Source organism: Chloroflexota bacterium, from assembly GCA_020850535.1.
GTDB lineage: Bacteria > Chloroflexota > UBA6077 > UBA6077 > JACCZL01 > JADZEM01.
This window is the reverse complement of record JADZEM010000073.1, coordinates 15,499-38,093: the sequence shown is the minus strand read 5'-3', so window position 1 is coordinate 38,093 and position 22,595 is coordinate 15,499. Positions and strand designations below refer to the sequence as shown.

Genomic DNA, 22,595 nt, shown 5'->3' with positions numbered 1-22,595 from the left:
GACGACATCAACATGCGATTGCACTGGTAGCAGCATCAGGGCGATGGCATGTTCATTGGTGTCCCCGAAGCATCATGGAACGGGCGGTCGGGGACTGAAGTCCCCGCCTACAGTCACGCCGTCGCTGGGCGACGGACACCGGGAACGGCCGGCACTGGTGCGACTGGCGCGTCGCGCAGCGACTGCAGGATGGTAGGCGGGGCTTTCAAGCCCCGACGCGGCGGCACGACGAGACCATCATGCAATCGCCCTGGCCGTCGTGCAGGCGTTCTTGAATCCGCACAGGCGTTCGGATCATCATGCAGAGGGCCGGTGCGGGCAGGCTGGCCTCCTCGCTGGCGAGCGACCGTATCATGGCGGATACGCCATCATGGCGGATACGCCATCATGGCGGATACGCCGTGTCGCTGTTGCGCCGCGCCCGGCGCCCCAGGTCAGACGGAACAGGACACCCGATGAACCCTCCCCTGTACCCCCCGACAACCCACGGCAGGATCGCGCTGTTCGGCTCCGGCGAGACGGCGCGCGTCGGCCGGCGGGTCCACGAGCTGCTGCTGGCCGCCTACAAGGCCCCGGTGCCAATCGCCGTGATCGAGACGCCGGCCGGCTTTCAGCCGAACACCCACACGCTGGCGCTCAAGGTCCAGGCGTTCTTTGAGCACGGCCTCCAGAACTTCAAGCCGCGGATCACCATCGTGCCGGCCCGGCAGCGGGGGGACGGGCCGCATGGGACGGATGAGCCGTCGTTGCTGGGGGGCATCGAGGCGGCATCGTACGTGTTCGCGGGGGCCGGCAGCCCGACCTATGCTGTCAAGCACCTGGCGGGCTCGCGCCTCTGGGCCTGCGTGGAGGAGCAACTGGATCGTGGCGCGACGCTCGCCCTGGCCAGTGCGATGGCGCTGGCCGTCAGCAGGCACACGCTGCCCGTCTACGAGATCTTCAAGGTGGGCGAGGAGCTGACCTGGACGCCCGGCCTGGATCTGTTCGGCGGGTTGGGCCTGGACCTCGCCATCGTGCCGCACTGGAACAACAACGAGGGCGGCGCAGAGCTGGACACGAGCCATTGCTACATGGGCGAAGCCCGCTTCGAGACGCTCCGGGGGATGCTGCCAGCGTCCACGGTGATCCTGGCGATTGACGAGCACACCGCCTGCGTGCTGGATCTCGGGACGGAGCAGGCGCGGGTTCACGGAATGGGATCGGTGCGCGTCCTGCGCGACGCCGAGTGCCACACCTTCGCTGCCGACGAGACGTTCCCGATCTCGCTGCTGCGTAGGTAAGGGGCGATCTCCGGTCGGCGGGCGCTGCAGGGCGGGGGCAGACCCTCGCGCTACGACACGTGTCTCTGAGTGACACCGACGTCGTCTTCCTCCGGGCGAGGGTTGGCCCTGTGGCTGTCCGCCGAGCCGTAGTCGGCCAGCGTCGGCTGCCAGCGGCTCAAGACCGCTGCCACGGATGTGGCCGTCGTCGGCTTCGCGATGATCGGCGTGCGCTGGCCGGGCGGCTCGGCGGACCGGATGGCGATGGTGGCCTCGACGCCGTGTACGATCTCCTGGGAGTGTGTACGTGACTGCGGAGCCGATGTCGAGCGTTCGGGTGGCCGTCGTCGGGGCGGGGCTGGCCGGGTTGGCAGCCGCCCTGACTCTGGCACGGGCTGGCGTCTCGGTGCGGGTGCTCGAAGCGGCGGACCGGGTGGGCGGGCGGGTCCAGACGCTCCGCGCGCCGTTCGACGACGAGCTGTACGCCGAGGCTGGCGGCGAGTTTGTGGATGGCTCGCACCACCTGCTGCACGCCTTCCTGCGGCAGTATGGCCTGGAGCTGCTGCCGATTCCGGACGGTCGGCGACTGACGCGATTTGACGGCGTGATCCGGCCCGGGGATTCGCTGACCGACCTCGGACCCGACGGCGCGGACGCCGAGGAGCGGATCGCCGCCGAGTCCGAGGCGCTGGCCGCGCGCGTCGCCGATCCGCTGTTTCCCTGGGCGTCGGCAGCGGACCTCGACCGGATCTCCGTCGGTGCGTGGCTGGACGGCCTCGGGATCAGCAGGCTGGCGCGCACCTATCAGCAGATCTGGCGCACCGTAGACTACGGTGCTGCCCCAGAGCACATCTCGCTGCTGCAGTACGCGCGCGACGAGCGCCTCTGGCGACAGGAGGCCGAGCTGGCCTCCGGGCGGGTGTACGGCGGGATGGACCGGCTGCCCGCCGCCATGGCCGCCGAGCTGGGCGAGCAGGTCACCCTCTGCGCGACGGTCCTGGCGATCCGTCACGACGCGCACAGCGTCCAGGTCACGTACCAGCATGACGGCCGGCAGCGCGCACTGGCGGCATCGCACGTCGTCATCGCCGCGCCGCCGCCTGCCGTCCGCCGGCTCACGCTCGATCCGCCCCTGCCCGAGCCGCAGCAGGATGCCTACGCCAGCCTGCCCATGGGGCAGGTGACCAAAGTGCTGTTTCAGGTGCGCCGCCGCTTCTGGCAGGATCAGGGCGTCAACGGCCGGGCGTTCACCGATGGGCTGGTGCAGGCCAGCTACGAGACGACAGCCGGCCAACCCGGCAGGCGCGCCATCCTGACCGTCTACACCGGCGACGAGACGGCCGCGCGGCTGGCAGCCATGCCAGCCGACGAACGGCGCGCCGCCTGCCTGCGCGAGTTGGAGACGCTCTACCCCGGCTGCTCGGCTGAGATCGAGCGGGTCGAGACGGCCGCCTGGGTGGTCAACGGCCCGAGCGGAGGCGCGTACTCGCACTTCCGGCCCGGCGACCTCGCGGAGCATGGCCCGTGGCTGGCGGAGCCGTTCGGGCGGCTGCACTTCGCGGGGGAGCACACAGACCAGTGGCAGGCCACGATGAACGGCGCGTTGGCGAGCGGCCAGCGCGCGGCGCGGGAGATCCTGAGCGCGGCGAGCGCCCGCTGATGCCGTGGGTCCGCGCCCGCGCACCGTACGGTGGGCTGGCGCGGCCTGCAAGCTGGGCTGACACGGCCTGTATCGCAGGTGTGGCGCGCTCTGGCGGCTCGGCGCTCGTTTGGACAGGGCGGACACCTCAAAATCTGGCACACAACCCGCGTGTATGGCTGGTCACGGGCGAACAGCGCCCCGTCGGCCGGCCCCCTGGAGCGCAACGATGTCGTCGTTCCCACGACACCCTACCCCTGGCCTCCGTCGCCGCGCCGGTCGCTCGGCCATGCTGCTCGCCGTCCTGCTGACGCTGGCCGTGGCGCTCAGCGGGACGCTTCCAAGCCGCACCCGCCAGGCGCAGGCCCAGCCTGCGGATGGCACGGCAGCCTGGCGGCTGGGCGGCCCCGGCCTGGATGAACCACGCGATCTCGGGGCAGACCGCGACGGCAACACCTACGTGCTCGGCGTGTTCTCGGACACGCTGGACGCCGACCCCGGCCCCGAGGAGCGGCTGCTCACCAGCAACGGCGGGAGCGATGTCTTCCTGGTCAAATACGCCCCTGACGGCAGCGTGCTCTGGGCCTGGAGCATCGGCGGGCCGGGGCAGGACGAGGGATACGCCCTGGCGATGGCCCCGGATGGCGGCGTCTTCATTGCCGGGGGCTTCGTCGGGGCGGTCGACTTCGAGCCGGGCGAGGGTGATGCTGGCATCGACTCCGGCAGCGAGCGCCAGGGCTTCATCGCCCGGTACGGCGCGGATGGCGTGCTGGCCTGGGTCGCTCCGCTCGGGCTGGCCGGCGACGACGCCATCATGTCGCTGGCGCTCGACGCCGGCGGCAACGTGGTCGCGGCCGGCCTCTCGCGCCTGAGCACCGTGCCCGGTCAGCCGTTCCCCGTCTCGCACGGCGACCTGTTCGCCCTGCGCCTTGATGGAGACGGCCGGCTGCTCTGGTCCGCCGTCCTGCCCACGCAGACGGTCGGCGTCCAGCCCGTTGCCGTGGCCGTGACGCCGGCCGGCGAGATGCTGGTGGCTGGGGCGTACACTGGCACGGTGCGGGTAGCGCTCGGCGCGGGGCTGGTCAATGCGACCAGCGCCGGCGGCTCCGATATCCTGCTGCTCAAGCTGACGCCAGCCGGCGGGTTGATCTGGGCGCGCAGCATCGGCGGGCCGGCCGACGACGCGCCCGGCCCGAAGGGGCTGGCCGTCGATGCTGATGGGAACGTGGCCCTGGTGGGCACGTTCGGCGGCGTGGTGGATCTCAACGCTGACGGGGCGTTCTTGCTGGAGAGCCAGGGGCTGAGCGACATCCTGGCGGCGTCGCTGGATGCTGGCGGCGTCCTCCGCTGGGCCAGCAGCCTGGGCGGCCCCGGGCCAGATGGCGGCGTCGGCGTGGCGGTGGACGGGGCGCGGTACGTCTACCTGACGGGCTGGTTCACCGGCACGATCTCGCCGCCGGCCGGCCAGCGTGGCGGCCCGTTGTCGGCCCAGGGGCAGGGTGGAGCCTCCGATGCGCTGGTGGCCAAGCTGACGCCGTCGGGCCAGCCGGCCTGGATGCGGGGCTTCGGCGGGCGGGTCACGGGAGCCGAGCGGTCGAGCACCGCGATGGCGACAGTCGTCGGGCCGCAGGGCGACATCCGCCTGGCCGGGCGCTTCTTCGGCGCGGATGTGGACTTCGACCCCGGGCCGAGCGCCCTCACGCTGAGCAGCGAGGGCCAGTCCGACCTGTTCGTCGTCGATCTCGGCGCGGACGGACTGTCGCGGCGCATGCCGTAGTGCCAGGAGGATACGCCGTCCTGCCGGGATCAGAAACGCCGTCCCGCCTGCGCTTGCTCGGGGTGGATGGCTGCCGGGCGGGCTGGGTTGTGGCCGACGTGTGCCTGACACCCGCCGTGCCCCTGCCGTTGCCGTTGCCGACGCCCGCGTTTCGCATCGTGCCGGCGTTTGCTGCGCTCCTGACAGCATCGGCCGACGAGACCGCGCTGGTCGCCATCGACATCCCCATCGGCCTGCCCTCGGGCCGCCCGCGCGACGATGGCCGCCGCCGCGCCGACGAGGCCGCCCGCGCCTTCCTGGGCGGCCGACGCGGGTCCAGCGTCTTCTCGGCTCCCTGCCGGCGGACCCTCGATGCCACGGAGTACCGCGCGGCCTGCGCCTCGGAGTTGGCCGCGCGCGGCGCGCAACTGTCGCAGCAGGCGTTCCGGATCATCCCGAAGATCCGTGAGGTGGACCGGGCCATCCTGCCGGCACACCAGGGGCCGCCCGGCCGCGCCGGCGCCGTCGCCGTGCGGGAGGCGCACCCGGAGTCCGTGTTCGCCGCGCTGCAGGGCTGCGGCGCGGCGGGACGGGGGCTGGCGCACCCGAAACGCACCCCAGCCGGTGAGACCGTGCGGCTGGAGCTGCTGAGGCCGCTGGCCGGAGCGCTCGACCTCAGCGCGATCCGGGCCGGGCTGATCGCGCAGCACCGGGCGCAGGCTGAGGGCGGGGGCGAGCGGTCGCGCGGCCCCGTCGTCGGGCGAGACGACATTGTGGATGCTGTCGCCTGCCTGGTGGCCGCGTATCGGGTGACGGCCGGCCTGGCCCTCGTCTTGCCCGCCGGTCCACCAGCGTTTGACGAGCGCGGCCTTCGCATGGAGATCGTCGCCTGACGGTCGGCGGGGTGTGCCGCAGCGGTCGGGCGCATCCGCTCCTGATGCCGATGCCGATGCCGATCCTGAAACGCGGCACGCGGCGACTGGCTGTGCCATCATGCGGCCACCCGAAGCGCTCATGCGGCCACCTGGGAGGGATGAGATGACAAATGATCCGGAGGTCAACCGCTGTTTGCGCCTGATTCGCGAGCTGCTGGACGGTCTGCGTGCCGAGCTTGCCGCCCTGCCGCCCGAGGGCTGGGCCGTCGAGACGAACTGCGCGCCCTGGCTGGTGCGAGACCTCGTGGCCCACATCGTCGTGAGTGGTGAGGGGTTCGCGGCCAGCATTCGGCAGGGGCTGGCCGGCTCGGTCGAGCCGAGCATCAGCCACGGCCAGCGCGAGCAGCGCCAGGCCCAGCTTGCCGCCGCCGATCCTGACGCGGTGAACGCGGCGATCCTCGCCATCACCGACGATTTCGAGTCGATCTACGAGCGGCTGACCGATGCAGACCTCGGGACCATCGCCTTTCACCGGCGCGGCAACCGGACGGTCCGCTGGTACGCCTATCACCGGCTGGCCGAGGTGGCCTTCCACTGCTGGGACCTCCAGGCATCCTTCAACGCCACCGCCCCCTTCGACGAGGAGATCGCGCGGCTGCTCCTACCGACCATCCTGGAGAGCAACGCGCCACGGACCTACGCGGCCGGCCTGAGCGCCCAGAAGGGCAGCGGTGAACGGTATCAACTGGTCGTGGCGGATGCGCCGACGATGACCTGGACGGTCACCATTCGCCCGGATCGGCTCGAAGCGGTGCGTGGCCCCGCGCCGGCTGATGCCCCGGCCGACACGACGATCACCGGCTCGGCGGCGAACCTCGCGCTGATGCTGTACGGGCGGCGGGAGCTGTCAGAGCTGTTCCAGCGTCGCGACCTCTGGCTGGACGGCGATCTGCTGATCGCGGAGCGGTTTGGGACGGTCTTCCCGCGCCCGTAGGCTGTCGGCCCGGCGTCTCGTGCGGCCCACCGGTCGCGCGCGTCCGCGTGACGAACAGTCGACTGGCGCCGGTGCGGACCGGTTCTTGCTCGTGTGCCCCCTGGAGGTGCTTCAACCCGATGGCTCGTAGGTTTCAGGTCACCATCGACTGCGCCGACCCTGCCCGCCTCGCGGCGTTCTGGGCCGAGACGCTCGGCTACAAGATTCAGGATCCGCCGGAGGGCTTCGCCTCCTGGGAGGCGTTCCTCGAAGCGCAACAGGTGCCGCGTGCGCTCTGGAACTCGGCCAGCGCCATCGTCGATCCGGCCGGGACCGGCACGCGGATCTTCTTCCAGCAGGTGCCAGAGGGCAAGGCGGCCAAGAATCGCCTGCACCTGGACGTTTCGGTCGCGGATGGCCCGCACGCGCCGCTCGAGGATCGCAAGCGGAAGGTGCAGGAGGCCGCCGACCAGCTGGTGCAGCGGGGCGCGACGTTCGTGGAGACGCGCGACATGCGTGGCGAGCACTGGGCCGTCATGCGCGACCCGGAGGACAACGAGTTCTGCATCCAGTAGTCCAGAGTCCAGTTGGGCGGCCGGCCAGGGCGATTGCATGTTCGTCGGTGTTCCCATACCGTCGCGAAACGCGCAGTCGGGGGTTGAAACCCCCGTCTACACTCGCTCCGTCGCTGCGCGACGGCAGCCGGGAACAGCGTCGACCGGTCAGACTGGAGCGTCGCGCAGCGACTGCAGGATGGTAGGCGGGGCTTTCAAGCCCCGACCACGCTGCACGGCAAGCCCAACGTGCAATCACCCTGGCGGGCCGGCCGCTCGCCTTGACGGCATGGCCCTGATCGCCTACCGTTCCCGACAGGCGCGACCTCGGCCGCCTGGCCTGAGACGAGCAGACCGCGCCTTCTGGGAGAGCAACGATGCCGTTTCGGATCAACCACATCCACCTGAAGTCGCCAGACCCGAAGAAGACGGCGGACTGGTACGTCACCGCGTTCAACTTCAAGATCGTCGCGGACGACGTGCGGAGCTTCGGCGACCGCTTCATCCGCTGCCAGAGCGAGGATGGCGGTATGGCCGTCAACATCTCCGGCGCGCGCACCGGCGAGACGCTCGGCCCTGGCGACGCCAACCCGCATCATGGCCTGGAGCACTTCGGGCTGGACACTGACGACATCGAGGCCGAGATCAAGCGGCTCGTCGGGCTGGGCGCGACGCACATGGAAGGCCCGATTGTGATGCCGACCGGCGGCAAGATCGCCTTCATCAAGGCCCCTGACGATGTCCGTCTGGAGCTGATCCAGGCGCCGCCGAAGTAGGCAGTCACGCCCCGGCGGCCGTAGTTGGGAGACCCTCACCCCCCGACTCCAGGGGGTGAGGGCCATTGTATGGGAGTGCTTCGTTACACGCTCTCGGATGGTGAGCCGGACAGCGATGGCAACTGCGCCGCCCCTCGGGCCGCGGCCCCGAGGCCGCTCAGGCTGACGGCCAGCACCGCCGTCAGCAGCGCCAGCGACGCTATCACCACCAGGCCGAACACCAGCCCCTCAGCCAGTCCCTGAAACAGCGCCGCCCACGCAGCCGGGTAGATCGACAGGATGCTCGCCGTCGGGTCCATCGTTGATCCCCTCTCCCCTGGTGCGGACGGCTGCGTTGCCGCCCGTCGCGTGCCAGTGCTGTCTCTGGTACGTAGGCTACAGCGGAGTGGATCATCGGGACTGCCGCCCGCACGACGCGCGGGATGTTCGGGTGCCAACAGGCATGGCGCGGGATGCGTACGGCCGAACACGCCCCTGCTGTGCGGCCCGGGCTCAGATCGCTTCGATGCGCGCGCGATCCAGCAGCCAGCGCTTCTGGTCACCGCTCCAGACCAGCGTCCAGGCCCCCCGGAAGCGCCGCGTGACCGAGCCGCCGCCGGGCCGGGCATCCGTCGCCGTCAGCACGATCAGCACCTCGGTCGGCGCAGCTCCTGGCGAGGTCTGCACCTCGATGTGCTGAGTGGTGGCATAGCCGGCCTTCCAGCGGTCGAACGGGTTGGCCGACTGGAACGACGGGCTGTAGAAGGCGTAGGCCTCCTCATACTGGCCGGCGTCGAGGGCATTGTAGAAGGCCCAGACGGTCGCCTCCTGCACGTCGTTCGGCGTCGTCTCGGTGGCCACGACGACCAGCCGCTCGCCTTCGAGGACGGTCGTCGTGCTGGTCGTCGAGGAGGGGCAGCAGTTCGGCTCGAAGCCGACGTAGTTCGGGCGCTGGATCACCAGCCGCCGGCCCTCGATGGTGAACCCGAGCTTGTAGCCGGTCTCGATCACCAGGAGCTTTGGCGCGGGCGTCGCCTCGCGGTAGAGCAGCAGCCCCAGTAAGCCGGCCGTACCCCCTGAGAAGATCGGAACAATGGCTTCCTCTGCGCCGTCGCCGTCCAGGTCAGCGTACTCGACGCTCTGGATCAGCGCGTACCCTTCGAGCTGATCGCCGCGCAGGCCGCCCCCGGCGACCTGGATGTACGGCCCCGACTCGCCCGGCGGGCGGAACGCCGTGGGATCGACGGTGATCGCAGGGTCGTTGGCGAGCACCGCCGACCAGTCCACCTGCCGCAGCGGTGTGCTGTCGGCCCAGGCCGGACGTGCCACGCCTCCCCCGAGGCTGGCAGCAACCAGCACGACGGCGGCGATAAGCACCAACATCCAGCGGCCCACGATGGCCCCGGCCGCTGCCCACTGTCCCTGTGAGGCTACCACAGCTCCTCCCAGATTGGACACACGCTCGGGACGCCGCCGCGACGGCGCGACAGGCACGCGCGTCCACCAGGGTAGTATGGTCGGCGGAGGGGCGTGGCCGGCCAGATTGAGCGGCGAGATGTTCCCCATGGAACATTTCGCCGCCCGGTGCCCCACCGACGCGCGCCTACGGCACGTTCGGGCCGCCGCCGACGAATGTCGTCCAGGGGCCGCAGCCATCGGTTACCCGCAGGTTGGCGGTGAATGCCTGCCCGGCCTGGACCCGTCTCACCACCAGCTGGGTGGAGGTCGTGCCGCCGGGCAGCGTCACGGTGAACGGGGCGGTCTGGTTCGACTGGCTGCCCAGGCTCGCCGAGGCGTTGGCCAGCCTGAACACCTCGACCGCTTGCAGCGTGTTGTTGGCGATGCTGGTGTTGTTGGTGGCTGACAGGGTCACGGTCAGCGTGCCGGGGGCCGTCTGCACGGACTGGAGCGTCACGCGGGGACGGGGGGCGCAGGACGGCTGGCCGGCCGGTGTGAGCCGAAAGACGGAGCCGCCGGCCGTAAGGACGTACAGCTCGCCGGCCTGGTCCTCCCCGAACGAGCTGATGTTGTGTGTGGTGTCGAGCGCTTCGACGGCCGTCCAGCCGCCGCCGAAAGAGAGGCCCTTCCAGATGCGGCCGGTGCAGTAGTCGGCGTAGAAGTAGGCGCCGGCCAGCGCGGGATAGGCCGAGCCACGATAGCGGTAGCCGCCGGTGATCGACGCGCAGGGGCCAGCGTTGGCGGCGTGGCTGTACTCAAGGATCGGGTCGATGCGGTTGGCCGTCAGGCAGCCTGTGGACGGCTCGTAGCAGTGTGCGCCCTCGCGGTCGTCCCAGCCGTAATTGCCGCCGCCCTGTCCGCGCGGGATGACGTCTACTTCCTCCCAAACGCCCTGCCCGACATCCCCGATCAGCAGATCGCCGGTCACCCGGTCGAAGCTCCAGCGCCACGGATTGCGAAAGCCGTAGGCCCAGATCTCCGGGCGGACGCCCGCCTGCCCCGCGAACGGGTTGCCTGGGGGGATGGCGTAGGTGAAGCCGGGTGGGAACGGATTGCCGCCGTTGTCCACGTCCACCCGGAGCAGCTTGCCGAACAGCGAGTTGAGGTTCTGGGCGTTCTCTTCGGGATCCCCACCGCTCCCCTCGTCGCCAGTGCCGATGTAGAGGTAGCCGTCCTGGCCGAACGCCAGCATGCCGCCGTTGTGGTTGGTGTAGCGGTCGGCGATGGACAGCAGCGTGCGGACCGGCGACGGATCGGCGATGTTCGGATTGCCTGAGGACACGCGGTACTCGACCACCGTGTTGTTGCCCGCCCCCGGCGGCGGCTTGGCCGTGTAGAAGACGAAGAAGCGGCCGTTGATCGGATACCGCGGGTGAAACGCAAGGCCGAGCAGCCCTTGCTCGCCGCCCGCGACCACGAGCGATGAGAGATCGAGGAACGGCGTCGGCTGCACCACGCCGTTCGCCACCACCTTGATTTGGCCGCCCTGCTCCACCACGAACAGGCGGCCGGTGGCGTCATTCGCGTGGGTCAGAAAGATCGGGCTGCTGAGGCCGCTCAGGAACGGGACGAGCGTGATGGAGTTGTCTGGCGCGGCCAGTGGGGCAGCCGCGACCGTCGCCAGCCCGTCGCCGGGGCCGCCCAGCCCGGCCAGGAGCGGCAGCAACGCCGCCACAATCCACAGCACACCCATCCGTGCCTGCTTCCCGACCAGACGCCGCATAGCGCACACCTCTTCCGAGCCGCTGGCTCAGATCACGCAGGGTAACGCAGGATGTACGAGCCGCCCGCGCTGGCGGATCAGCCGGCGACCATGGTACCCCTACCACCGGTGCGCGTCGACGACGCGAGGCAAGAACCGCACCAGCGGCCGGCGGTGTCGCACGCGGCTCCGGATCGGGCCGGCGGTGCCGCTCGGCGGAGCACGCCGCCCCGTGTCGCACGGCGCCGCGGGCAGAAGGGACACGACAATGAAGATCATGGTGGGGGCGGACCTGGCCGGTCTGCCGCTCAAAGGTCCGGTGGTGGATGCGCTGCGCTCCTGGGGCCACGAGGTCGAGGACGTGGGCACCCATGGCGAGCCGGTCGATTTCCCGGACGTGGCCCGGCAGGTCTGCGACCCGGTCCGGACCGGCAAGGCCGACCGGGGCATTATGGTCTGCGGCACGGGTATCGGCGCGGCGATGGCGGCGAACAAGCTGCCAGGCATCCGGGCGGCGTTGTGCCACGACGTCTACTCGGCGCACCAGTGCGTGGAGCACGACGACGCCAACGTGCTCTGCCTGGGCGCGCAGATCGTCGGAGACAAGCTGGCGCTCGACCTCTTGAGGACGTACCTGGGCGCGGAGTTCTCGACGGAGGAGCACTTCCGGCGGCGGGTACGAAAGCTGGCGCAGATGGAGCAGGACGCCGCCGCCGAGCTGGCACAGTAGGTCACAGGAGATTGGTGACAGGTTACGGAGGCTCGTCGCTCGTCAGATGTCAGTCGCCGGGTCACGCAGTACTCACTGGTCGTCATCCCGACCGTAGCGAGGGACGAGCGGAGTGGAAGGGATCTTCCTGAAGTCTCTACTCGGTCCGCCGGGGAGGATCCCTCGACTTCGCTCCCTCGTCAGGGCGATTGCCTGCTGGTCTCGTCGTGCAGCCTCGTCGGGGCTTTCAAGCCCCGACCGCTCGTTTGACGGCGTTTCGGGAACACCAACGAACATGCAAGTGCCCTGGCTCCTTCGTCACATCGCTCGGGATGACGGAGAAGCGTCGGCAGCGACCCAGGCCGATCGTTTACGACTGACAGGTCGCTGGCCTGCTCCCTGTCCCCGGCAACCCTCAGGTGGCGAGGGCGGCGACCGCGTCGCGCTCCTCGGGGGTCAGCACCCAGTCCTGCGCCTGTGCGTTCAGCGCAAGCTGCTCCGGTGAGCGCGCTCCGACGATGACCGTCGAGACTTCGGGGAACGCCAGCAGCCAGGCGATGGCGAGATCGGTGGTGGACCGGCCCCGCGCCTCGGCCCAGGGTGCCAGCCGCTCGACAGCCTCCAACCGGGCGTCGGTCATCCGCTGGCGGATCATCGGCATGTCGCCGGCCCGGGTGCCCGCCGGCGGCGTGACGCCGCGCTGGTACTTGCCGGTCAGCACGCCGGACGCCAGCGGAGTGTATGGGATGATCCCGACGCCCAGCCGGCGGCTGGCCGGGATGAGCGTCGGATCGTCCAGGCCGTCGAGCAGGTTCCAGCGGTTCTGGGCCGAGGCCCAGGGCGTCAGATGGCCCGCCGTCTGCATCCCGACGGCCTGCGCCAGCTCCCAGGCCTGATAGTTGGAGCAGCCGATGTAGCGCGCCTTGCCGGCCCGCACGATGTCGTCGAAGGCGCGGAGCGTCTCGTCGAGCGGCGTGTCGGCGTCGGGGCGGTGGGCCTGGTAGAGATCGACGTAATCCGTCTTGAGGCGGCGCAGCGAGTCGTCGATGGACTGCATGATCCAGCGACGCGAGAGGCCGCCCTCGTACGGGTTCCCGGAGGCATACGGCCAGCCGCACTTCGTCGCCAGGACGACTTCCTGGCGACGGCCCAGCAGGGCCGTCCCGAGGATCTCCTCCGAGCGGGTGTTCGTGTACGAGTTGGCCGTGTCGATGAAGGTGATGCCGAGGTCGAGCGCCTTGTGGATGATGGCGGTGGCCGTCTCGGTGTCGGCGGTGCCGCCCAGCGTGTTGCCACCCAGCCCGATGGCCGAGACCTTCAGGCCCGAGTTGCCCAGTCGTCGTAGCTCCATGTGCTGTCTGCTCCGAGAGGGTCGGTTTACCAGGCCCGCAGTGCCGCGCGCGGGATCTTCCCCGTCACCTGCTCCTTGAACGCCCGGTTGATGTCCGTCAGCGGGAACTCGTAGGCCATCAGCTTGTGGTACGGGTACTTGCCCTGCGTCGCCGAGACGAAGTCCACCGCCTGCTTCAGGTGGCGCGGCTCGTACTGGAGCATCCCGATGATCCGCAGGTGCCGGCGCACCAGCAGGTTCGGCTCGAACTCGCAGGTGAGCCCCTGGTTGATGTTGCCGACCTCCAGGTAGCGCCCGCCGTTCCCGAGCATCTGGAGCCCTTCGAGCATCACGGCCGGGAAGCCCACGAAGTCGCAGGCGATCTCCGCGCCGACGCCACCGGTCAGCTCCCAGACCCGCTTGATGCGCTGCTCCGAGTCTGGCAGCTCGCGCAGGTCGATCAGCTCGTGCGCGCCGAACGACTCGGCCAGCTCCAGCCGCTCGGGCACGCCGTCGATCACGATGATCTTCTTCGCGCCGCGCTCGCGGGCAATCGCCGTGGCGAACAGGCCCAGACCGCCGGCGCCCTGCACGACGACCGTGTCGCCCAGGCCAAGCTGCGCCTCTTCCAGCGCGTAGATCACCTGGGACATCGCGCAGTTGAGCGTGGCGGCGGTGGCGTCCGGGATCTCGTCTGGGCACTTGTAGAGGAAGTGGTTCGGATAGAGGAAGAAGTACTGGCCGAAGGCGCCCTGGAAGTGCGGCGCTACGTCCGCGCTGTGCTTCCGATTGGGGCCCTTGTTGGTGCAGTAGGTGGTGCGGCCGGTCAGGCAGTAGGCGCAGCTCCGGCACGGGAAGGTGTACCCGTACACCACGCGGTCGCCGATCCTGAGCGGCTCGCCGTTGCTGTCTGTGGTCACCCCTTCGCCGAGCGCATCGACCACACCCATCATCTCGTGTCCGGGGATCATCGGGTATTCCAGGGTGCGGTAGCGGGCGGCGTTGTCGCCCTGCCAGGTGTGAATGTCTGAGCCGCAGACGTTCGCCACCGAGATCTTGATGCGGATCGCGCCCGGCCACGGATCGACGACCGGATACTCGCGAATCTCGAATTCCTGGCCGAAACCCGGCATCACGGCAGCCAGGCCAGTCTTCGCCATGAGGATCCTCCCTGCCAGCAACAGCGGCGCCAGCGTCGCGCCGTGCGCCCTGGTATTCAACTCGGTTGGCGGCCATCATGTCCAGCGACACGTTGAGGAGCCGGCCCATGAGCACGTCTGATCGTCCGCTGCGCCACGCCATCGTCGGGGTGGGCGCAGCCGTCCTCGGGATGCACCGGTCCGCGTTCGGGCTGCCCACCACCCAGATCGTGGGCGTGACGGACGTGAACCACGCCGCCGCCGAGACGCGCGCCGAGGAGTTTGGCTGCCCGGCCTTCCCAGACGCCGTGACGACGATCGAGCAGACGCGCCCGGACGTCGTCGTCATCATGACACCGCACCCGTTCCACGCCGATATTGCCGTGCGGGCGCTGGAGGCCGGCTGCCACGTCCTCTGCGAGAAGCCGATGGCCGTCCACGCCGGTGAGGCCGACCGGATGATTGCGGCGGCCGAGCGGACGGGACAGCTGCTGGCCGTCAGCCTCCAGTTTCGGCACCGGCCGGAGGTGGTGGCAGCAAAACGGCTGATCGACGAGGGCCGGCTCGGGCAGTTGCAGCGGGTGGACGTGGTCGCCTGCTGGACCCGCGCCGAGCGCTACTACCGCCAGACTCCCTGGCGCGGCACCTGGAAAGGCGAGGGCGGCGGCGTGCTGATGAACCAGGCCCCGCACAACCTCGATCTGGCCTGCTACCTCGCCGGCCCGCCGAGCCGGGTGGTGGCCTGGACGCGCACACGCCTCCAGCCGATCCAGGCCGAGGATACCGCCCACGCCATGCTGGCCTGGGAGAGCGGCGCGCTCGGGACGGTCCACGTGAGCACCGCCGAGGCCGACCTGGGCGACCGTATCGAGATCCTCGGAACCGGCGGCCGGCTGACGATCCGGCCCGGCAGCCTGGAGGCCGAGACGTTCGAGCGGGATGTGCGCCTGCACATCCGCGAGACGGAGATCCTCTGGAGCAGCCCCCCGGCCCACCCGCTGCCGGTCAGCCTGCCGCCCGGCGAGGCCGATCACGCGGCGGTCTACCGCGATCTCCACAGCGCCATCCTGCACGGCACGCCGCTGGCGGCAGACGGACGGCAGGGACGGTTGTCGCTGGAGCTGGCGAACGCCATCACCCTGTCGGCTCGGCGGGACATCCCCGTCCCGTTGCCGCTGGACCGCGCCGCCTACCTGACACTGCTGCACGAGCTGCGCTCGGGCGGCGGCTGAGGCGGCTACGGACGGACCCGTGGGCGGCGCACGCCCTGGCAGGCTGTCGGCACGCGCACCTGAAGACGGCCCGGGCCAGCGCTGGCCCGGGCCGCTCAGCTTCTTCCTGGTGACCGGTCAGGCCGCCGCGACCTCCGCGGTGCAGAAGGCGCAGCGTGTCGCCAGGACGGGGATCTTGCTCAGGCAGTATGGGCACTCCCGGGTCTTCTGTGGCTCCGGCTCCTTCGGCATCATCCTCGCCATCACCCTGTTCATCGGCACCACGACGATGAAGTAGATGACCGCCGCCAGGATGACGAACGCGACAATGGCGTTGATAAACTCGCCGATGAGAAATCGGCTGTTGTTGATCGAGAAGCTCAGCGCCGAGAAGTCCGGGACGCCGCCGAAGACGCCGAGCAACGGCGTGATCAGCCCCTTGACCATCGTGTCCACGATCTCTTTGAACGCGGCGCCAATCACGACGGCGACAGCAAGGTCAACGACATTCCCGCGCAGGAGAAACTTCTTGAACCCGTCAAGCATGACTCACGCTCCGGACCACGAAATGGGTCAACCGCTGGCGGGATTCTAGGATGTTCGTGCCCTCCGGTGCAGAGCGTGGAAGAGGCTGAACCTCGCGACGCAACTATGCTCCGGGGCTGCCTGGCTGCCGACGCGATTGTGCAGAGCGTGGAGCGTGGCTGAACCTCGCGACGCCAGCGGGGACGGCCGGACGACGCGCGCTGCCTACCGCTCGCTATGGCACGCGACGGGTACCGGCGCTTCCTGCGCCGCGGGGGACCCATCCGGCGTGGCCGGCGGCGCGAAGCCGTCGCGGTCGCGGCCGCCGCACGGCAGGCGCACGGAGAAGGTGCTGCCCTTGCCGAGTGCGCTCTCCACACTGATCTGGCCGCCCATGCGCTCGACCAGGATCTGGCAGATGGGCAGGCCCAGGCCGCTGCCCGGCTCGGCCTCGGTCAGCGACGAGCGGAAGAACTTCCGGAACAGCTTCCCTTTGTCCTCTTCACGCAGGCCGATGCCGGTATCGATCACGTCGAGGCGAATCCAGTCCTCGCCGTCGGCCCGAACGACGACCTCGATGGACCCCGCCGGCGGGGTGTACTTGTGCGCGTTTGAGAGCAGGTTGTCGACGACGCGGGTCAACGCCCGGGCGTCGCCCAGCACGGTGACCGGCTCGTCGGGCAGCCGAACGTGGAACCGCTGCTCCTTGGCCCGGATGCGTGGACGCACCTCGGCAACGGCGCGGTCGATCACCTCTTCGATGTCCACATCCTGGCGAACGATCTGCAGCCGGCCGGCCTCGAGCTTGCACATCTCGGTCCAGTCGTTGACAACCGCGACCAGCCGGTGAACGTTCCGTCCGACGACCTGGAGGTACTCGCGCTGCTCCGGCAACAGCAAGCCGACATCCCCGTTGTTGAGGAGCTCCAGGTATCCCTCGATTGTGGACAGTGGCGTCCGCAGCTCGCGGGCCAGGACGGCGAAGAGCTCGTCGGGAGTTGGCTGATCGGTCTGGTCTGTCATGCGTCAGTCTGGTGCTGCCCGGACAGCAGCCAGCCCATCCCCTCTACAGATCACGGTTGCCCGGCGCGCGCCAGGAGTCGCAGGCACGTCTGCCGGCGATCGTGCCCGCATGAGATAACGTCACGCGGGCAGGATTAGTCCCGGCCGCGGCCACGGAAATATGCATCTCCGCATATACCGCCAGGAATTCGTCGCGCATGCGAGATGTGCCGTGCAGGGCGGCATGGCGATGCGGGCGCCGCCTGAATGCTAGCCGCGCGTCCCCAGCCAGTACCAGCCGCCGGCCACCACCGCGCCCAGCACCAGGAGTGCGTTGGTACGTCGCCAGTTGTACAGCAGCGTGCGCGCCCACTTCTCATCCAGCACCGTCGGCTCGGTGGGCAGGCTCTCCGGGTGGCCGTGTCCAGCGCCGGGCTGCGGGACGACGGGGCCGGGATCACCAAACGGTATCGCGGAGCCGCCCTGCAGCACCGCGTGCAGCGAGCGGCGGGCGAACAGGTAGCCAGCCAGCGTGAACGCCGTCACGACGAGCCACAAGGTCAGGGCCAGCCCCCGGCTGACGAACTCCCCGAGTGCGAGCGTCAGCATCACCAGGACGAACAAGAACAGCTCAAAGAAGAAGAGCATCGGACTGCCAGCTTCCGGCAGCACGCCGCGAGGCGCATTGCGTGAGGGGATGCGTTGCCGCCACCATGATACCGCTCGCGGATCGACGAGGCCGCAAGCGGGCACGCTGCCGAGCCGGCCCACCGAGCGGCCGGCCGCTGTGCGCCCAGTCTGGCTGGAGGATCGCCGTGGAGTCCACGTCTGCGCCGCGTCGGCGGGTGCGCCTGGCCGAGCTGACCCGCGAAGAGCTGCAACAGCGGATGCCAGAAGCGACCGTCGTCATCCCGATTGGCGCAACGGAGCAGCACGGTCCGCACCTGCCGCTGCTCACGGATCATGTGATGGCGGAGACGGTGGCCCTGCGTGCCGCCGAGCTTGCTGCCGCCAGCGTCGACGTGCTGGTTGCGCCGGTGCTGCCGTTCGGCTGCTCGTCGCACCACCTGGCGGTGGGCGGCGCACTCTCGATCGGCCAGCGGACCTACATCGGCGTGCTGGTGGATCTTGCCGAGTGCGTGGCGCGCATGGGCGGCAAGCGGCTGGTGATCCTGAACGGGCACGGCGGCAACGAAGATCCGATGCGGGTGGCCGCCAATGAGCTGGTGTTCGAGAAGCGGCTGGGGATGGCCGTCTGCGCCGCCTCGTACTGGACCGTCGGGAAGGAGGCCGTCGCCGCCCTGCCGTTTGCCGGGCCGGGCCATGCCGGCCACTTCGAGACGAGCTGCATCATGGCCGTCCGGCCGGACCTGCCCCAGCTTGCGAAGCGCTTCCCGCCAGACCGCGAGCCGCGCCCCCTGGCGATCAGCGGGCAGGTCAACGGGGTGCCCGTCCGCTACCCGGGCATCTGGGAGTCCAGCGAGGGCGTCTCCGATGCCGCCGACCAGGCGAGCGCCGAGCTTGGCGAGCAGACCGTGGACGCCATCGTTCGGGCCACGGCTGACTTCCTGATCGCGTTCCACCGGCGACCGCTCCTCCAGTGAGGAGGGGCCGCACCCTGCGCCTCGATCTTCGCTCAACCTTCGGAGGGGGATGATGGACCTGACTGCGATCCGGGCGGCGATTGCCGACCTTGACCGAGCCTTTCAGGCAGACATGGCGGGGCTGCCTGCCGCCACCTGGCAGCAGCCCAGCGACTGCGAGGGCTGGACGATTGCCGCCGCGCTGATCCACTGCGCGCAGGTCGCCGAGCTGCTCGGGGACAGCATCGCGCGGGGGCGCACCGGCGACCCCGGCCCGCCGCCTCTGGCCGCCGCTGAGGGTGTGGCGGCGTTCCGCGCCGCGCGCGCCGCGCGGCAGCAGGAGGCGCTGAAGCAGTCTCCCGCCGAGCTGCTGGACTGGTACCGGCAGGCCAGCGCGGCCATCGCCGCCGAGCTGGACGCCATCCCGAGCACCCCTGCCGGGGCACAGGGCTGGCACCCCATCGGGGCGCAGCCGCTGGTCTGGGTGCAGGATCAGTGGCTGTTCGAGCTGGCACTCCACGATTGGGACATCCGGGTCGCCCTGGACCCGGCCGCCGAGGTCCGAACGGCTACCCAGGCCGCGTTCGCTCGGACGTTGCCCGCACGCTTCGGACGGGGATTCGGCGGCGCGGACGACGCCGCGTTGGCGGGCGTCTACCGCGTGGAGCTGCAGGCCGGCGATCCGCTGACGGTGACGTTCCAGATCGGCAATGGGGCCGTCGCGGCGGTCGGCAACGACGCGACGCCAGACGTGACCATCGTCACGGACCCGTCGGCGTTCGGGCTGGTGATGTCCAACCGCCGGCCCGTCGAGCGGTTCGCGTCGGGGGGCCGCTGGCAGGTGCGCGGCGATGCGGCCCGCGCGGACGCGTTCGCCCGGGCCTTCAAGAGCTACTGAGCGAGGTTGCAGGGGACCGGTGATAGGGCGATTGCACGACGTGCCCTACGTGCAATCGCCCTGTGGTGCGGTCCACTTCCCTGACACCTCTTCCCTTTGCGCTAGAAGCGCGGCACTGTCGTCTCGGCCTGGAGCCGGCCGTTGGCGTCCATCAGGCGGACCGGCGTGCCGGGCAGCGCGGCGGCAGCCAGGGCGTCGCCCGCGTTCCCCAGAAAGAGCTCGTCGTCGCTGCTGAGGCCGGCGCCCGCGTGCAACGTCAACGTTGCGCCCGGTTCAACAACTGCATCGGTGGGAAGCTCCGCGTGCGCCGCGCCGACCTGGAGGGTCCAACCGCCCACGGCGACAGGCTCGTCGCCGGCGTTCTGGAGCATCAGCCAGGGGGTGGAGTCGGCCAGACTGGCATCGGCGATGCGCAGTGCACCGTTCCCCTGGGCGGCAGGGCTGGCGCCCGGGCTGGGGCTGGCCATCGGCGCGAGGCCGGCGGCAGCCGTCGCCACGACAGCCGCACCCTGCGTCGCCATCGGCGAGGCGGCGGCCTGGGCGGTCGCCATGGCTGGCGAGGCGGCAGCCTGGACGGTGGCGGCTGCCGGCGAGGCCGCCGCTTGCACGGTTGCAGCGGCCGGCGAGGCCGCCGCCACGACCTGGGTCGTCGCCGCCTGCACGGTGGGCTGCGAGGGCGCCGCCGGCGGGCTGCCGGCGCATGCCGTCACGACCACCAGGGCCGGCACGGCGATCAACGACGAGACCAGGGCGCGGCGCGTTGACGGTCGCACCTTTCTCATGGAGTCTCCGAGCATCAGCATCTCCTTCATTGCGTTCTGACCGAACAGAGCAGGGCAGACTCCGTACCACCAGCGGGGTGGACTGGGGGTGAGGGCCTTCACCGACTCGGCGGCCCGGGCTTTCACCGCGGCACGTGGGCGGCCACGATCAGGTGCTGCGAGGTGTTCGGATCCCACGGGCGGCTGTCGTAGCCGCCCCAGCGGGCAACTTCGGCCAGCCCCGCCCGTTCGAGACGTTGGGCCAGCTCCGAGACCGTCCAGTCTCGCGCCTGGAAGCTCGCCACGACGGGCTGTCGGCCCGACACCTGGTACTCGTAGCGGGCGAGGCAGCAGCTGCGCCGTGCCGGATCGCGCCGCCAGCGCTCGACGACCCGCAGCGGCTGGCCCCTGAGGGTCGCAGCGTGCTGCTGCACGCGCCCGGCAGGCGTGGCGACCGCCCGAGCGTCGGCCGGCGGCAGCCAGAGCGCATCGAGGATGAGCTGGCCGCCCGGCGACAGGAGGTGTGCGACGCTGTGCAAGACCGCGTCCCGGTCTTCGGCCGTCGTCAGATGGCTGAACGGGTCATTGGCCGCGACGATCAGGTCGAACTGACCGGCCGAGGCCGACAGTGGCAGCTCGCGCATGTCGGCCCGCGTGAGCGCGACGTGCGGCCAGCGTGTCAGCCGTCGCCGGGCGTGCTGCAAGAGATCGTCCGACAGATCGACGCCCACCAGCCGGCGTGCATCGGCCGCCAGCACCTCGGTGACCGTGCCGCTGCCGCACCCAAGCTCCAGCACGCTGGCCCCTGCAAAACGCCGCCCAATACGCTGCCAGAACGGGAGATCGTCGCGGTCGGCAAGCTCGGCGTCGTAGAACGGTGCGACATCGCGGTAGTAGGCCGCCACCTCCGAGACCGAGGTCGAGGTCGAGGCCGAGGCCGAGGCCGACGCGGAACCGGGAGACGGCCGGTCAGAGACGACGGCGGGTCGTCGGATGGACGCAGCAGAAGATGGGGAGCCGGCGGCATCGGACATGCAGAGGAGCGAAGCAGAACGCATGCCGCGTCAGGCGTATTGCACAGCTTTTGCACAGGATATGTGCGCGCCGTGCTAGACTCCTGACGAGGGCGGGCGGGTCGCCTGCTATGATCCGTTCGTACCTGCAAGCGGTTGCAACGCAGCAGATGCAGGGCTTGCGCTGCTGGCAGCCGGCTCATCTCGTGTGCTCTGGAGGCTCAGGTCGTGCTCACCATCACCCGCCGGGCGACCTTCGCCGCTGCACATCGGCTGTTTCGTCCGGAGTGGGATGACCGCCGGAACGTGGCGGTGTTCGGCCGGTGTGCCAATCCGGGCGGTCATGGGCACAACTACGCGCTGGAAGTGACGATCTCAGGCACGCTGGATCCGGAAACGGGAATGATCGCCGACCTCAAGTGGGTTAAAGAAGTGGTGGATCGGCATGTTGTCGAACAAGTCGATCATCGCAACCTGAACACCGACGTCGAGTTTCTGCGTGGCGTCATTCCCACAGCGGAGAACCTCGCCCTGGTCTTCTGGGAGCGGCTCGTCGGACCGATCTCGGAGCGCGCCCGGCTCGTGCGGGTGCGCGTTCAGGAGACCGAGAACAACAGCGCCACATACGAAGCGCCGTAGCTGGCACCGGGGAAGCTGGCCTCTCGCCCTCGGGGAGAGCCTCGCTCCCGCACCGACACCAGGATGGTTGGTGCGCCTGCACGGTGGAGAAGGTGAGTACGATGTCGATCAATCCTGCCCGCCGCTCGGACGCCAACGGCGTCCATACGAACGGGCACGCCAAACTGGCCGCGCTCGACGGCGGCGCGCTTCGCCGAGAGGAGCGGTTCGTGGAGGCGGACGGCTCGCTGCTGGAAGCCGCCGCCCGCGATCTGCTGATCGGCGTTGGCGAGGATCCCTCGCGGGATGGCCTGCTGGACACCCCCAGGCGCGTCCGCAAGAGCATGGAGGCGCTCACCGAGGGATATAGGATGGACCCGCGCGACGTGGTCGGGGACGCCCTCTTCGAGGTCGAGTACGACGACATGGTGCTGGTCAAGGACATCGAGTTCTACAGCCTGTGCGAGCATCACCTGCTGCCGTTCTTCGGGCGCGTGCACATCGGCTACCTGCCGCAAGGACACGTGGTCGGGCTGAGCAAGCTGCCGCGCCTGGTGGACGTGTTCGCGCGGCGGCTCCAGGTGCAGGAGCGGCTCACCCGCCAGGTCGCCGCGTGCATCCAGGAGCTGCTCGATCCTTCCGGCGTCGGCGTGGTGATCGAGGCCAGCCATCTCTGCATGATGATGCGCGGCGTCGAGAAGCAGCAGAGCACGACCAGGACGAGCACGCTGCTCGGGCAGCTGCGGAACGACGACCGCGCCCGCGCCGAGTTCCTCGCGCTGACCGGGGACCGCCGCTAGCCTCGCGTGGGTCGTGGGTCGTGGGTCGTGGGTCG

At 70.0% G+C, this 22,595-nt stretch carries 23 protein-coding genes; 13 read left to right on the top strand and 10 right to left on the bottom strand.

Features of this window, described 5'->3' with window-relative positions; all coding sequences use genetic code 11:
• The first annotated feature begins 455 nt into the window (after nt 1-455).
• From IT306_11175 to IT306_11145, 7 genes are all read left to right on the top strand, one after another.
• Entirely contained in the window at nt 456-1,280 is an 825-nt protein-coding gene (locus tag IT306_11175; protein MCC7368978.1) for a cysteinyl-tRNA synthetase, read from the top strand.
• A 301-nt stretch (nt 1,281-1,581) separates the two neighbouring features.
• Entirely contained in the window at nt 1,582-2,919 is a 1,338-nt protein-coding gene (locus tag IT306_11170; GenBank protein MCC7368977.1) for an FAD-dependent oxidoreductase, read from the top strand.
• Between the two features lie 268 nt (nt 2,920-3,187).
• Nucleotides 3,188-4,675, top strand: coding sequence for a hypothetical protein (locus IT306_11165; GenBank protein ID MCC7368976.1), 1,488 nt, complete (start codon nt 3,188-3,190; stop codon nt 4,673-4,675).
• Nucleotides 4,676-4,773: 98 nt separating this feature from the next.
• Nucleotides 4,774-5,547, top strand: coding sequence for a DUF429 domain-containing protein (locus IT306_11160; GenBank protein MCC7368975.1), 774 nt, complete (start codon nt 4,774-4,776; stop codon nt 5,545-5,547).
• A 145-nt stretch (nt 5,548-5,692) separates the two neighbouring features.
• The gene (locus tag IT306_11155; protein ID MCC7368974.1) at nt 5,693-6,523 is read left to right on the top strand and encodes a maleylpyruvate isomerase family mycothiol-dependent enzyme; all 831 of its coding nucleotides are present in this window, start codon (nt 5,693-5,695) and stop codon (nt 6,521-6,523) included.
• Between the two features lie 119 nt (nt 6,524-6,642).
• A complete protein-coding gene (locus tag IT306_11150; protein MCC7368973.1) occupies nt 6,643-7,077 on the top strand; it encodes a VOC family protein in 435 nt (144 codons plus the stop codon).
• 356 nt (nt 7,078-7,433) lie between these two features.
• The gene (locus IT306_11145) at nt 7,434-7,832 is read left to right on the top strand and encodes a VOC family protein (protein ID MCC7368972.1); all 399 of its coding nucleotides are present in this window, start codon (nt 7,434-7,436) and stop codon (nt 7,830-7,832) included.
• An 83-nt stretch (nt 7,833-7,915) separates the two neighbouring features.
• Here the strand turns inward: IT306_11145 and IT306_11140 are convergent, their stop codons facing one another.
• The 3 genes from IT306_11140 to IT306_11130 all read right to left on the bottom strand — a co-directional run bounded on the left by IT306_11140 (nt 7,916) and on the right by IT306_11130 (nt 10,962).
• Nucleotides 7,916-8,131: a hypothetical protein gene (locus IT306_11140; protein ID MCC7368971.1), complete on the bottom strand. Its 216-nt coding sequence runs from the start codon at nt 8,129-8,131 to the stop codon at nt 7,916-7,918.
• 193 nt (nt 8,132-8,324) lie between these two features.
• Complete coding sequence (locus tag IT306_11135) at nt 8,325-9,248, bottom strand: hypothetical protein (protein ID MCC7368970.1); 924 nt, start codon at nt 9,246-9,248, stop codon at nt 8,325-8,327.
• A gap of 166 nt (nt 9,249-9,414) precedes the next feature.
• A complete protein-coding gene (locus tag IT306_11130) occupies nt 9,415-10,962 on the bottom strand; it encodes a PQQ-dependent sugar dehydrogenase (GenBank protein MCC7368969.1) in 1,548 nt (515 codons plus the stop codon).
• Nucleotides 10,963-11,239: 277 nt separating this feature from the next.
• Between IT306_11130 and rpiB the strand changes: the two genes are divergently transcribed.
• On the top strand, nt 11,240-11,701 hold the full coding sequence (gene rpiB / locus IT306_11125) for a ribose 5-phosphate isomerase B (protein MCC7368968.1): 462 nt from the start codon (nt 11,240-11,242) through the stop codon (nt 11,699-11,701).
• Between the two features lie 394 nt (nt 11,702-12,095).
• Here rpiB and IT306_11120 read toward each other — a convergent pair whose 3' ends face one another.
• Complete coding sequence (locus IT306_11120) at nt 12,096-13,031, bottom strand: aldo/keto reductase (protein MCC7368967.1); 936 nt, start codon at nt 13,029-13,031, stop codon at nt 12,096-12,098.
• A gap of 26 nt (nt 13,032-13,057) precedes the next feature.
• Nucleotides 13,058-14,170, bottom strand: a complete 1,113-nt coding sequence (locus IT306_11115; GenBank protein ID MCC7368966.1) for a zinc-binding dehydrogenase — start codon at nt 14,168-14,170, stop codon at nt 13,058-13,060.
• A 107-nt stretch (nt 14,171-14,277) separates the two neighbouring features.
• Here IT306_11115 and IT306_11110 point away from each other — a divergent pair, with 107 nt between their 5' ends.
• Complete coding sequence (locus IT306_11110) at nt 14,278-15,381, top strand: Gfo/Idh/MocA family oxidoreductase (protein MCC7368965.1); 1,104 nt, start codon at nt 14,278-14,280, stop codon at nt 15,379-15,381.
• 117 nt (nt 15,382-15,498) lie between these two features.
• Here the strand turns inward: IT306_11110 and mscL are convergent, their stop codons facing one another.
• The 3 genes from mscL to IT306_11095 form a co-directional block, all read right to left on the bottom strand.
• The gene (gene mscL, locus IT306_11105) at nt 15,499-15,906 is read right to left on the bottom strand and encodes a large conductance mechanosensitive channel protein MscL (GenBank protein MCC7368964.1); all 408 of its coding nucleotides are present in this window, start codon (nt 15,904-15,906) and stop codon (nt 15,499-15,501) included.
• Nucleotides 15,907-16,110: 204 nt separating this feature from the next.
• Nucleotides 16,111-16,908 (bottom strand): HAMP domain-containing histidine kinase, encoded by a 798-nt coding sequence (locus IT306_11100; GenBank protein ID MCC7368963.1) that lies wholly within the window; start codon nt 16,906-16,908, stop codon nt 16,111-16,113.
• Between the two features lie 249 nt (nt 16,909-17,157).
• Nucleotides 17,158-17,535: a hypothetical protein gene (locus IT306_11095; protein ID MCC7368962.1), complete on the bottom strand. Its 378-nt coding sequence runs from the start codon at nt 17,533-17,535 to the stop codon at nt 17,158-17,160.
• A 167-nt stretch (nt 17,536-17,702) separates the two neighbouring features.
• Here IT306_11095 and IT306_11090 point away from each other — a divergent pair, with 167 nt between their 5' ends.
• Nucleotides 17,703-18,491: a creatininase family protein gene (locus IT306_11090; GenBank protein MCC7368961.1), complete on the top strand. Its 789-nt coding sequence runs from the start codon at nt 17,703-17,705 to the stop codon at nt 18,489-18,491.
• A gap of 49 nt (nt 18,492-18,540) precedes the next feature.
• A complete protein-coding gene (locus IT306_11085; protein ID MCC7368960.1) occupies nt 18,541-19,368 on the top strand; it encodes a maleylpyruvate isomerase family mycothiol-dependent enzyme in 828 nt (275 codons plus the stop codon).
• 101 nt (nt 19,369-19,469) lie between these two features.
• Here the strand turns inward: IT306_11085 and IT306_11080 are convergent, their stop codons facing one another.
• Together IT306_11080 and IT306_11075 are read right to left on the bottom strand one after the other, a co-directional pair.
• Nucleotides 19,470-20,150, bottom strand: coding sequence for a lamin tail domain-containing protein (locus tag IT306_11080; protein MCC7368959.1), 681 nt, complete (start codon nt 20,148-20,150; stop codon nt 19,470-19,472).
• Nucleotides 20,151-20,272: 122 nt separating this feature from the next.
• Nucleotides 20,273-21,187, bottom strand: coding sequence for a class I SAM-dependent methyltransferase (locus tag IT306_11075; GenBank protein ID MCC7368958.1), 915 nt, complete (start codon nt 21,185-21,187; stop codon nt 20,273-20,275).
• A 183-nt stretch (nt 21,188-21,370) separates the two neighbouring features.
• On the opposite strand from IT306_11075, the gene IT306_11070 reads away from it, so the two are divergent.
• Nucleotides 21,371-21,781: a 6-carboxytetrahydropterin synthase gene (locus IT306_11070; protein ID MCC7368957.1), complete on the top strand. Its 411-nt coding sequence runs from the start codon at nt 21,371-21,373 to the stop codon at nt 21,779-21,781.
• 101 nt (nt 21,782-21,882) lie between these two features.
• Nucleotides 21,883-22,560 carry a GTP cyclohydrolase I FolE gene (folE, locus tag IT306_11065; GenBank protein MCC7368956.1) on the top strand — a complete coding sequence of 226 codons (678 nt, stop codon included), beginning with the start codon at nt 21,883-21,885 and terminating at the stop codon, nt 22,558-22,560.
• Nucleotides 22,561-22,595 lie beyond the last annotated feature (35 nt).

Excerpts from the sequence above, each read along its gene's own strand:
- IT306_11175 (MCC7368978.1), top strand. The coding sequence starts at position 456 with ATGAACCCTCCCCTGTACCCCCCGACAACCCACGGCAGGATCGCGCTG.
- IT306_11170 (MCC7368977.1), top strand. The coding sequence starts at position 1,582 with ATGTCGAGCGTTCGGGTGGCCGTCGTCGGGGCGGGGCTGGCCGGGTTG.
- IT306_11165 (MCC7368976.1), top strand. The coding sequence starts at position 3,188 with ATGCTGCTCGCCGTCCTGCTGACGCTGGCCGTGGCGCTCAGCGGGACG.
- IT306_11155 (MCC7368974.1), top strand. The coding sequence starts at position 5,693 with ATGACAAATGATCCGGAGGTCAACCGCTGTTTGCGCCTGATTCGCGAG.
- IT306_11150 (MCC7368973.1), top strand. The coding sequence starts at position 6,643 with ATGGCTCGTAGGTTTCAGGTCACCATCGACTGCGCCGACCCTGCCCGC.
- IT306_11145 (MCC7368972.1), top strand. The coding sequence starts at position 7,434 with ATGCCGTTTCGGATCAACCACATCCACCTGAAGTCGCCAGACCCGAAG.
- IT306_11140 (MCC7368971.1), bottom strand. The coding sequence starts at position 8,131 with ATGGACCCGACGGCGAGCATCCTGTCGATCTACCCGGCTGCGTGGGCG.
- IT306_11130 (MCC7368969.1), bottom strand. The coding sequence starts at position 10,962 with ATGGGTGTGCTGTGGATTGTGGCGGCGTTGCTGCCGCTCCTGGCCGGG.
- rpiB (MCC7368968.1), top strand. The coding sequence starts at position 11,240 with ATGAAGATCATGGTGGGGGCGGACCTGGCCGGTCTGCCGCTCAAAGGT.
- IT306_11120 (MCC7368967.1), bottom strand. The coding sequence starts at position 13,031 with ATGGAGCTACGACGACTGGGCAACTCGGGCCTGAAGGTCTCGGCCATC.
- IT306_11115 (MCC7368966.1), bottom strand. The coding sequence starts at position 14,170 with ATGGCGAAGACTGGCCTGGCTGCCGTGATGCCGGGTTTCGGCCAGGAA.
- IT306_11110 (MCC7368965.1), top strand. The coding sequence starts at position 14,278 with ATGAGCACGTCTGATCGTCCGCTGCGCCACGCCATCGTCGGGGTGGGC.
- mscL (MCC7368964.1), bottom strand. The coding sequence starts at position 15,906 with ATGCTTGACGGGTTCAAGAAGTTTCTCCTGCGCGGGAATGTCGTTGAC.
- IT306_11100 (MCC7368963.1), bottom strand. The coding sequence starts at position 16,908 with ATGACAGACCAGACCGATCAGCCAACTCCCGACGAGCTCTTCGCCGTC.
- IT306_11095 (MCC7368962.1), bottom strand. The coding sequence starts at position 17,535 with ATGCTCTTCTTCTTTGAGCTGTTCTTGTTCGTCCTGGTGATGCTGACG.
- IT306_11085 (MCC7368960.1), top strand. The coding sequence starts at position 18,541 with ATGATGGACCTGACTGCGATCCGGGCGGCGATTGCCGACCTTGACCGA.
- IT306_11080 (MCC7368959.1), bottom strand. The coding sequence starts at position 20,150 with ATGAGAAAGGTGCGACCGTCAACGCGCCGCGCCCTGGTCTCGTCGTTG.
- IT306_11075 (MCC7368958.1), bottom strand. The coding sequence starts at position 21,187 with ATGCGTTCTGCTTCGCTCCTCTGCATGTCCGATGCCGCCGGCTCCCCA.
- folE (MCC7368956.1), top strand. The coding sequence starts at position 21,883 with ATGTCGATCAATCCTGCCCGCCGCTCGGACGCCAACGGCGTCCATACG.